This window comes from Sandarakinorhabdus sp. (assembly GCF_041689835.1).
Lineage (GTDB): Bacteria > Pseudomonadota > Alphaproteobacteria > Sphingomonadales > Sphingomonadaceae > Sandarakinorhabdus.
On record NZ_JBDNFM010000111.1, the window covers coordinates 1 to 8942 of the forward strand.

11 protein-coding genes and 1 pseudogene are annotated in these 8942 nt (G+C 66.2%); 4 read left to right on the top strand and 8 right to left on the bottom strand.

Translation table 11 applies throughout. The annotated features are described in order from the left end of the window. A pseudogene (locus ACESL8_RS05800) lies at nt 1–195 on the top strand (acetyl-CoA C-acetyltransferase); the annotation flags it as partial. 8 nt (nt 196–203) lie between these two features. After that, nucleotides 204–734, top strand: coding sequence for a hypothetical protein (locus tag ACESL8_RS05805; protein ID WP_372916762.1), 531 nt, complete (start codon nt 204–206; stop codon nt 732–734). A 28-nt stretch (nt 735–762) separates the two neighbouring features. On the opposite strand, the gene ACESL8_RS05810 is transcribed toward ACESL8_RS05805, so the two are convergent. Genes ACESL8_RS05810 through ACESL8_RS05820 form a run of 3 tightly spaced genes read right to left on the bottom strand, consistent with a single transcriptional unit; the run spans nt 763 to nt 2872 of the window. Beyond that, the gene (locus ACESL8_RS05810; protein WP_372916764.1) at nt 763–1161 is read right to left on the bottom strand and encodes a DUF1905 domain-containing protein; all 399 of its coding nucleotides are present in this window, start codon (nt 1159–1161) and stop codon (nt 763–765) included. Between the two features lie 14 nt (nt 1162–1175). Then, nucleotides 1176–1772, bottom strand: coding sequence for a methionine biosynthesis protein MetW (gene metW / locus ACESL8_RS05815; RefSeq protein ID WP_372916767.1), 597 nt, complete (start codon nt 1770–1772; stop codon nt 1176–1178). Beyond that, nucleotides 1769–2872 (bottom strand): homoserine O-acetyltransferase, encoded by a 1104-nt coding sequence (locus tag ACESL8_RS05820; protein ID WP_372916769.1) that lies wholly within the window; start codon nt 2870–2872, stop codon nt 1769–1771. The genes metW and ACESL8_RS05820 overlap by 4 nt, the downstream gene beginning before the upstream one ends. A gap of 62 nt (nt 2873–2934) precedes the next feature. Here ACESL8_RS05820 and hisC point away from each other — a divergent pair, with 62 nt between their 5' ends. Beyond that, on the top strand, nt 2935–4083 hold the full coding sequence (gene hisC, locus ACESL8_RS05825; RefSeq protein ID WP_372916771.1) for a histidinol-phosphate transaminase: 1149 nt from the start codon (nt 2935–2937) through the stop codon (nt 4081–4083). Beyond that, nucleotides 4083–4982 carry a prephenate/arogenate dehydrogenase family protein gene (locus ACESL8_RS05830; protein ID WP_372916773.1) on the top strand — a complete coding sequence of 300 codons (900 nt, stop codon included), beginning with the start codon at nt 4083–4085 and terminating at the stop codon, nt 4980–4982. The genes hisC and ACESL8_RS05830 overlap by 1 nt, the downstream gene beginning before the upstream one ends. Nucleotides 4983–4999: 17 nt before the next feature. Here ACESL8_RS05830 and ACESL8_RS05835 read toward each other — a convergent pair whose 3' ends face one another. From ACESL8_RS05835 to ACESL8_RS05855, 5 genes are all read right to left on the bottom strand, one after another. Continuing rightward, nucleotides 5000–5992, bottom strand: a complete 993-nt coding sequence (locus ACESL8_RS05835; RefSeq protein WP_372916775.1) for a hypothetical protein — start codon at nt 5990–5992, stop codon at nt 5000–5002. Beyond that, a complete protein-coding gene (locus ACESL8_RS05840) occupies nt 5989–6735 on the bottom strand; it encodes a lysophospholipid acyltransferase family protein (RefSeq protein WP_372916783.1) in 747 nt (248 codons plus the stop codon). The genes ACESL8_RS05835 and ACESL8_RS05840 overlap by 4 nt, the downstream gene beginning before the upstream one ends. Further along, the gene (locus tag ACESL8_RS05845) at nt 6735–7337 is read right to left on the bottom strand and encodes a YdcF family protein (protein WP_372916777.1); all 603 of its coding nucleotides are present in this window, start codon (nt 7335–7337) and stop codon (nt 6735–6737) included. Before ACESL8_RS05845 ends, ACESL8_RS05840 begins: the two co-directional genes overlap by 1 nt. Next, nucleotides 7334–8299: an endolytic transglycosylase MltG gene (gene mltG / locus ACESL8_RS05850; protein ID WP_372916779.1), complete on the bottom strand. Its 966-nt coding sequence runs from the start codon at nt 8297–8299 to the stop codon at nt 7334–7336. Before mltG ends, ACESL8_RS05845 begins: the two co-directional genes overlap by 4 nt. 4 nt (nt 8300–8303) lie before the next feature. Further along, nucleotides 8304–8942, bottom strand: a 639-nt coding sequence (locus ACESL8_RS05855) for a beta-ketoacyl synthase N-terminal-like domain-containing protein (RefSeq protein WP_372916781.1), incomplete at its 5' end; no start/stop codon positions are given.

Here is an 8942-nt window from a genome sequence, read left to right on the forward strand (position 1 = left end):
CAGGAACTCGGCCTCGATCCCGCCAAGCTCAATGTGAACGGCGGCGCCATCGCCATCGGCCACCCGATCGGCGCGTCGGGCGCCCGCGTGCTGGTGACGCTGCTGCACGAAATGGGCCGCCGCGACGCCAAAAAGGGCCTGGCAACGTTGTGCATTGGCGGCGGCATGGGGATTGCACTCGCTGTCGAGCGCTGAACCAGCCCATGATCCGCGATGCCACCCCCATTGATCGGCTGTTTGCCGGCCACCGCCCGGAACATCCGGTGGGCCGGCTGCTGGTGCTGGGCCGCCCGCCGGAAAAGGTGACGCTCAATCTGGAGGGGTGGGAACACATCGCCTGTGTGGCGGCCAGCGACGATGAACTGCGCCCCGGCACGGTGCGCGCCGATCCGCACCACCTGCCGTTCCACGAAGCCCTGTTCGACAAGGCGCTGCTGTCGGCCCCGCTGGTGCAGCCGCGGCTGATGCTGCGCGAATTGTGGCGAGTGCTGTCACCGGCCGGCCTGGCGGTATTGATCGTGCGGGCGCGGCGGCCATGGCACATCAAGGATATCGGCTGGCTGCGCGAACCGCTGGCGCTGCGGCTGGACGAAGCCATGTTCGAAGTGCTGGATTGGCAATTGGAAACCCTGCCCGAACGCTATCATGTCGTGCTGGTATCAAAGCGTGATTGGCAAAAACCGGTGATGGTCGGCGCAGCCGATCCGGCGATGGAGCCCAGGCTCGTTAACTGACACCCGGCGAATTGCCGGCAGCCGCTTCTCAAACGCTCAATTGCACCGTCACCACATCACCTTGTGCGATGCCCTGCTTCTTGCGGATGGCGGCCTTGATCGGCAGCAGATAGCCGCCAGCATCCTTGCTGGGGAATACCGATGTTTCCCAACTGGATGTGCCAAGGTTGACCTTCACATACACCGATCCCCACGCTGCCGATCGCCCCGGCGCAGCTGCCCGCAAGGCCGCTGCCACATCGCCGTCGATGGTGAGGAAATGCCAGGCCGTGGTGGTGGTTTTGGCGGCGTCATCCTGCGCTTTGGGGCGCCACAGCCAAAGTGGCCCGGTAAATTCCCAGCCATTGCCGGCGACAGGCACGTCAACATCCAGTTCCTCACGCAGGAAACGGATCAGTTCAGGATCGAGCCCGGCCGTGTCGTCCATTTGGCCACGATAGCCTATCGGCGACTAAGCAGGAACACCCCGGTATCGGCCAGCAGATTGGGCCAGAACACCGCTTGCCGGCCCGACACCAGCCCGGCGCGGCGCTCCACCGTCAGCCCCATTTCGCCCGCCAGCGCCTCGAAATCGCTGATGGTGCAGAAATGGATGTTGGGCGTCTCGTGCCAGCTCACCGGCAGGCTGCGGGTGACGGGCATGCGGCCGCCCAACGCCAGGCTCATCCGCACCCGCCAATGGCCGAAATTGGGAAACGACACCACGGCGCTGCGCCCGATGCGCACCAATTGGCGCAGTACATCGGCTGGCCGGTGCATGGCCTGCAACGCGTTGGACAAGATCACCACATCGAACGCCGCATCGGCATAGTCGCCCAGATCGGTATCGGCATCGCCCTGCACCACCGCCAGCCCGCGCCCCACGGCGGCGGCCACGTCACTGGCGTCAAGCTCGATGCCGCGGCCTTCCACGCCCTTGGTATCGCGCAGCCACGCCAAAAGCTGGCCATCGCCGCAGCCGATATCCAGCACGCGCGCGCCGTCAGGCACGGCGGCGGCCACAGCGGCCAGATCGGGGCGCAGCGGAACCGGAGTCATGCGGTGAGGAACCCATTGATCACCCGGTTCATCTCCGGCGCATCAAGCAGAAACGCATCATGGCCAAACGGGCTTTCCAGTTCAACGAACGACACCGGCGCACCCGCCGCATTCAGCGCCCGCACGATGCGGCGGCTTTCGGCGGTGGGATACAGCCAGTCCGAGGTGAACGACACCAGGCAAAACCGGCTCTGCGTGGCGGCAAAGGCCCGCGCCAGGCTGCCGTCATGCGCCTGAGCCAGATCGAAATAGTCCATCGCGCGGGTGATATACAGATACGAATTGGCGTCGAACCGCTCGACGAAACTCAGGCCCTGGTGGCGCAGGTACGATTCCACCTGAAAATCCGCATCGAACCCGAACGACACCGCGTCGCGGTCTTGCAGGCGGCGGCCGAATTTCTCGGTCAGGCCTTCCTCCGACAAATAGGTAATGTGCGCGGCCATGCGCGCCACCGCGAGGCCAGCGGCCGGCGGCTTGTCGGCAGCATAGGCTCCGCCCGCCCACATCGGATCGGCCATGATCGCCTGCCGGCCAACTTCGTGGAAGGCGATGTTCTGCGCCGAATGGCGGGCGGCCGCGGCGATCGCCACCACCTTCTTTACACGCGTGGGATGATACACCGCCAACGTCAGCGCCTGCATTCCGCCCATCGATCCGCCGATCACTGCGGCCAGCGTGCCGATGCCCAGATGATCGAGCAGCCGCACCTGGGCCGCCACCATGTCGGGGACGGTGATCACCGGAAAGCGCATGCCAAACGGCAGGCCATCGCGCGGATCAACCGACGACGGCCCGGTGCTGCCCATGCAGCCGCCCAGCACATTGGCGCAGATCACGAACCAATGTTCGGGATCCACGGGCTTGCCCGGCCCCACCAGCCGCGTCCACCACCCCGCCTTGCCAGTGGTGGGGTGGCTGCTGGCCACATATTGATCGCCGGTGAGCGCGTGGCACACCAGTATGGCGTTGGTGGCGTTGGCGTTCAGCGTGCCATAGGTTTCATAGGCGATATCGAGTTCGGGCAACACGCCGCCGCCGGCCAGCGGGAAATCCCCGGGCAGGGTGATGCAGCGTTCCAAGCCAAATCGTGTGTCCATTGCGGCAGTTCGATTAATGGCGAAGGGGTGACTGTGCCAGCGATATTCGCTAACGGCCAAGCATGAGCCCAATCAACGCCGCATCCGCACCCCAAATGAAGCCCTGGATCGCCGCCATGCACGCCTATGTGCCGGGACAGGCCAAAGCTGGCGGCTCGCCGGTCATCGCCAAATTGTCGTCCAACGAAAATCCGTTGGGGCCGTCGCCGATGGCCGTGGCAGCGATGCAGGCGGTACTGGCCGATGGGCATCGCTATCCCGATCCGGCCTCCACCGAATTGCGCGGCGCACTGGGTGAAAAATACGACGTCGATCCCGCCCACATCATCTGCGGCACCGGCAGCGACGAAATATTGCACATGATCGCATCTGCCTTTGCCGGCCCCGGCGACGAGATCATCCACGTCCGCCACGGCTTTGCCGTGTATGATGGCGCTGCCCGCCGCGTCGGCGCGACGCCGGTGGTGGTGGCCGATGTCGATTACGCTGCCGACGTCGGCGCCGTCCTCGCCGCAATCACGCCGGCCACGCGCATCATCTATCTCGCCAATCCCAACAATCCCACTGGCACGCTGCTGCCCGCGGCTGATATCCGCCGCCTGATCGGCGAAGTGCCGGCCAACGTCGTACTGGTGCTCGATTGCGCCTATGCCGAATTTGTCGAAGGCGAATACGAAGATGGTCTGGCGTTGGCGCAAACCCTGCCCAACCTCGTCGTCACCCGCACCTTCTCGAAAATCCACGGGCTGGCGGCGCAGCGCGTCGGCTGGGCTGTGGCCGCATTGCCGATCATCGCCGCGCTGGACCGGGTGCGCGGGCCGTTCAACGTCACCACCACCGGCCAGGCAGCCGCTGTCGCCAGCCTGGCCGATCATTCACACATCGTCATGGTGCGCGATGAAACCATCCGCCTGCGCGGCTGGCTGGCCGGCGAAATTGCCAAATTGAAGGACGTTGGGGGCAACGCCGGCCTGCGCGCCATCCCGTCGGCCTGCAACTTCATTCTAGTTGAATTTCCCGAAAATGGCCCCGTAACGGCCGCCGATTGCAACCAGTATCTGCTCGATCACGGTATCATCTGCCGCTACCTCGCCGTGCAGCACATGCCGCGCTGCCTTCGCATTTCCATCGGCACCGAAAACGAAACCCGCACCGTGGCCGCCGCCCTGCGCGATTATGTCGAAGGCCGCAGCCCCGAGAACATTGCCTGATGCTGCCGTTTGCGCGCGTTGCCATCATCGGCATGGGCCTAATCGGCTCCAGCCTGGCGCGCGCCGTTCGCGATGCCATGCCAACGGTGCGGCTAATCGTCACCGATGCCAACCCGGCGGTGCGGGAACGCGTCGCCGAACTGGGCCTGGCCGATGATGTCACCGACGGCGCGGGGGTCGCCGTGGTCGACGCCGATCTGGTCATCCTGTGCGTGCCGGTGGGCGCGATGGCCGATGTGGCGGCGCAAATCGCCCCGGAACTGGCCCCCGATACGGTGGTTTCCGACGTCGGCTCGGTCAAGGAAAGCGTCGCCCGCGTGCTCGGTGCTGCCTTGCCCGGTGTGCACGTCATCCCTGCACATCCAGTTGCGGGCACCGAAAAATCCGGGCCTGATGCCGGGTTCGCCAGCCTGTTCCACGGCCGCTGGTGCATCATCACCCCGCCGCCGCGCGCCGATCAGGTCATGGTGGAACGCCTGAGCGAGTTCTGGCGCCGGCTGGGCGCCAAGGTCGAACTGATGGACGCGCCCCACCACGACCGCGTGCTCGCCGTTACCAGCCACCTGCCCCACCTGATCGCCTACAGCATCGTCGGCACCGCCAGCGATCTCGAAGCCGTCACCAAGGCTGAAGTGATCAAATATTCCGCCGGCGGTTTCCGCGATTTCACCCGCATCGCCGCCAGCGATCCGGTGATGTGGCGCGATGTGTTCCTGAACAACCGCGAGGCTGTGCTCGAACTGCTCGGCCGCTTCACCGAAGATCTGGTCGCCCTGCAACGCGCCATCCGCTGGGGCGACGGCGACGCGCTGGAAACCCTGTTCACCCGCACCCGCGCCGTCCGCCGCAGCATCATCGACGAAGGCCAGGATACCGAAAAACCCGATTTCGGCCGCTGAAGACAGCAGCGGCTGGATCAACCCAGCCGGGGGCAGGCCGGCACTTGGCCGCGGCGCGGCCGGGTCGCCAGATCGCCCGGCATGCCCGATAGCGCCGAGGGGCCGCCGGCCGGCAGCGCGGTTTCCAGCGCCAGCCGGACCGGCGCCCGCAGGCGCTGTTCGGCCAGCGGCGCGGTGCCGTTCAGCGCCGCCTGCACCGCCAGCGGGCACACGGTGGAGACAGTGCCGGCCAGCCGCAGGCCCGCACTCCCACCAGGCCCCAACGGCACGATGGTCGCTTCCAGCTTGAAGATTTCGCCAGTGGCATCGCTGCCCGTTACCACCGCATCAAGGCTGCCGCCGCGATCGGCCCAGCGGCGATATCCGTCCAGCCGGCCGGCCCCGCGCACGCTCAGATCGGCGGCAAGATTGATCGGCGCGCCCTGCCCCAAGGCAAAGCCGGCCGCGCCAATCACCAGCTGGCCCCGGTTCGGCAAGCGCGCCGGCAAGCGCGGGTTGGCGGGATCGGCTTTCGCATCCAAAATCTCGCGGCCATGCAATTCAAGGCTGTCAGCGCGAAAATCCGGGCCGATGCCGGCAGTGCCGCGCGCCTTGGCCAGCACGATCGACAGGCGCGCCAGCCGGTCCAGCCCGGCGGCGTCCTGCACGATTTTCAGGCTGGCCGTGGCCGAACCCGCCGTCACCCGCGCCGCCAGCCCCGCCGCCGCGGCGCTCAGACCGATGCCCTCGCCTTGAAACACCGTCAATTCCGGCCGCCACGGCCCGCGATTGAGGCGTAGCCGCGCCGCCGCCAGCGCCAGCCGGGTTTCCCCTGCGTGGGCTAGCGAAACCCCGGCCAATTCTGCTTCCAGCCGATAGGGAAAGCCGCCAACGCGCGCGCCGCTGCCGGGGAACCAGCGCGCCAGCGTGGTTTCAAGGCCAGCCGCCCAGCCGCGCCAAACCTGGCCATATACCGCCATGCCCATCAACAGCGGCAGCAATGCCAGCAACAATGGCCAACGCCGCTTCATCCCCCGACCATCCTGCTTTTATCCTGTAACGCGTTAATGGCACTGTGCACCCGCGCTTCCACCTCGGCGCGGGGCAGACCGGGCGGGATGGGCGCGGCCAGCTGCATATGCACGGTTCCGGGATATTTGATGAAGCTTTTCAGCCACACACTGCCGCTGTCGAGCGCCACCGGCACCACCGGCAATTTCAGCAACTTGTAAAGCCCGGCAAAACCGGCCGCCAGCGGCGGCGCTTCGCCCACACCCACGCGCGTGCCTTCCGGAAAAATCACCACCGGGCGCCCCGCTGCCACGGCGGCCTGCGCCTGGCGCATCATCTCGCGCAGCATTCCGGCCGAACCGGCACGATCGACAAAAATCGATCCGTGCCGCGCCGAGGCCAGCCCCCAGATCGGAATATTGCGCAATTCCTGCTTCATCACCACCGCCGGCCGTTCAAACCACCACAGCGTCAGGATCGCTTCCAGCGCGCTTTCATGTTTCAGCGCAAACAACTGCGGCCCGGCGGGAATTTCACCGGCCATCTCGATGCGAACGCCGGTGATGACCCGGCTGGTGAGCCGAAACCAGCCTGCCCACAGCTTTGGCCCGATGAACCGGCTTTGGCCCGTGCCCAACAAGCCCAGCAGCAGCGCCAGCGGCACCAGCACCAGCGATCCGCCCATGAACACGATCTGGAAAATGATGGTGCGCACAAGGGCCAGCACGGTGGCCAGCGGCGACGCCACCGGAGAAATGGGCATCACGCCGCCCCCAGCATGAGCGCACCGCGGCGAGCCAACCATTTCGAATATTCAAACGCCAGGCCGGGTGCCTTGGGTTCCGACGGTACCGCATCCGGCAGCACCTTCACACCCGCCGGCAGCACGCGCGACAATTCCAGCCGGGCGCGGCGCATGTGCGCAGCACTGGTCACCAGCCGGATCGACGTGAAATCATGCTGCGCCACCCAGCGCGCGGTTTCCTCGGCGTTGGACCGTGTATCGACCGCCTGATAGCCCAGATCGGTGGTGCGCAGCCGGCGCGTGGCAACGCCGAACGCCGCAGCCATCTGCCGGCGGCTGGTTTTTTCGCCAACGCCCGAAACCAACATTCGCCGCGCCGCGCCGGCTTCCACCGCCGCCAGCCCACGCTTGAACCGACCGGCGCCGCCCGTAAGCACCACAACCCCATCGCTTGTCACCGCCAGCGGCGCCGGGCCGGGCAGCGTCAGGCTGAACCAGATCAATCCCAGCATCCAGCCCAGCAGCGGCAGCGCCGCCAGCCGCGCCAGCCACATCAGCACGCCCGGCTTGCGGCGTGCGGCCGGCTTCGAGGTCGGCCGATAAGCTGGCTTTCGGCTCACATCTCACCGCGCTGGCGGCGCAGCGCAAACCAGCGCGCCACATTGGCGTTCTGCTCCGCCAGTGTTTTGGCAAACACATGCCCTCCGCTGCCATCGGCAACGAAATACAGCGCGTCGGTTTCGGCTGGATCGAGCAACGCCATCAAACTGTCGCGGCCCGGATTGGCGATGGGGCCGCGCGGCAGGCCGGGCTTGAGATAAGTGTTGTACCCGGTGTCGCGCTGCAATTCGGATCGGCGGATACGGCGGCCCAGCGGCTTGCCTGCCGTGATCGGATAAATCACCGTCGGATCGGCATCCAGCTTCATGCCAATCCTCAGCCGGTTGCTGTACGCCCCTGCAATCGTTCGGCGCTCGCTGGCCTTGCCGGTTTCCTTTTCAACGATACTGGCCAGCACGACGGTCTGCGCCGGAGACGTCACCACGGCGCGAGCGGTGCGTTTTGGCCAAAGGTCATTCAGTGTCTTGGTCATCGCTGCCTGCATACGCTTCAATAACACGGCGCGGTCTTCACCGGGGTGATATTCGTAGGTATCGGGCAGCACGCTGCCTTCGGCCGGCACTGCCGCCTTGCCTTTCAGGCCCGGCACGGCGTTGATCCGTTCCGCCACCAGCACCGCCGGCCAACCTTCCGGAATGGTAACCGTGAAACGCTCCACCTTGCCCTCTTGCAGGGCGGCAAAAATCTCGTTCCACGCCTGCCCCGGCGCAAGCCGATAGCGGCCGGCCTGCACCGGCGCATCATCGCCCAGCAGCCGGGCCAGCACACGGAACTGGCCCGCCGATGCGATCAGCCCGGCCGCTTCCAGATCGCGCGCCACACCCGAAAGGCTGGCCCCGCGCTTGACTTCGAAGGCCTCGCCCGGACCGGCGGTGCTTCCCCACCCATACCAGGGAAGCAACGCAATCGGCACGCCCACCAACAGCAACAGCGCAACAAAGGCGAGGAGCGCGCGGCGCATGGCGTCAGACGCCGCGCATCACCAACGTCGCGTTGGTGCCGCCAAAGCCGAACGAATTGTTCAGCACAGCGCGAATGCGGCGCTGCTTGGCAACGTGCGGCACCAGATCGACCCCGATGCAGCCATCCGACGGATCATCCAGATTGAGCGTCGGCGGCGCAACCTGATCACGCAGTGCCAGCAGGCAGAAAATCGCCTCCACCGCCCCGGCCCCGCCCAGCAAGTGCCCGATGGCGGATTTGGTCGACGACATCGAAACATTGTCGATGGCACTGCCAAACAGCCGCTTTACCGCGCCCAGTTCCAGTTCGTCGCCCATCGGCGTGGAGGTGCCGTGGGCGTTGATATAGTCGATGTCTTCGGGGTTCAGTCCGGCCTTGCGCAGCGCCATCTGCATCGAACGGAATGCGCCCGAGCCTTCGGGGTGCGGCGCGGTCACGTGATAGGCATCGCCGGTCAGGCCATAGCCGATCACTTCGCCGTAAATCTTGGCGCCGCGCTTCTTGGCGCGTTCATATTCTTCCAGCACCACCACGCCGGCGCCTTCGCCCATGACGAAACCGTCGCGGGCCTTGTCGTAGGGGCGGCTGGCGCGAGTGGGTTCATCGTTGAACCCGGTCGACAGCGCGCGGGCCTGGGCGAA

What these genes read in the sequence shown, in the direction of transcription:
- hisC (WP_372916771.1), top strand. Translation starts at nt 2,935, where the DNA reads ATGAGCCCAATCAACGCCGCATCCGCACCCCAAATGAAGCCCTGGATC.
- mltG (WP_372916779.1), bottom strand. Translation starts at nt 8,299, where the DNA reads ATGCGCCGCGCGCTCCTCGCCTTTGTTGCGCTGTTGCTGTTGGTGGGC.
- ACESL8_RS05820 (WP_372916769.1), bottom strand. Translation starts at nt 2,872, where the DNA reads ATGGACACACGATTTGGCTTGGAACGCTGCATCACCCTGCCCGGGGAT.
- metW (WP_372916767.1), bottom strand. Translation starts at nt 1,772, where the DNA reads ATGACTCCGGTTCCGCTGCGCCCCGATCTGGCCGCTGTGGCCGCCGCC.
- ACESL8_RS05835 (WP_372916775.1), bottom strand. Translation starts at nt 5,992, where the DNA reads ATGAAGCGGCGTTGGCCATTGTTGCTGGCATTGCTGCCGCTGTTGATG.
- ACESL8_RS05840 (WP_372916783.1), bottom strand. Translation starts at nt 6,735, where the DNA reads ATGCCCATTTCTCCGGTGGCGTCGCCGCTGGCCACCGTGCTGGCCCTT.
- ACESL8_RS05805 (WP_372916762.1), top strand. Translation starts at nt 204, where the DNA reads ATGATCCGCGATGCCACCCCCATTGATCGGCTGTTTGCCGGCCACCGC.
- ACESL8_RS05830 (WP_372916773.1), top strand. Translation starts at nt 4,083, where the DNA reads ATGCTGCCGTTTGCGCGCGTTGCCATCATCGGCATGGGCCTAATCGGC.
- ACESL8_RS05810 (WP_372916764.1), bottom strand. Translation starts at nt 1,161, where the DNA reads ATGGACGACACGGCCGGGCTCGATCCTGAACTGATCCGTTTCCTGCGT.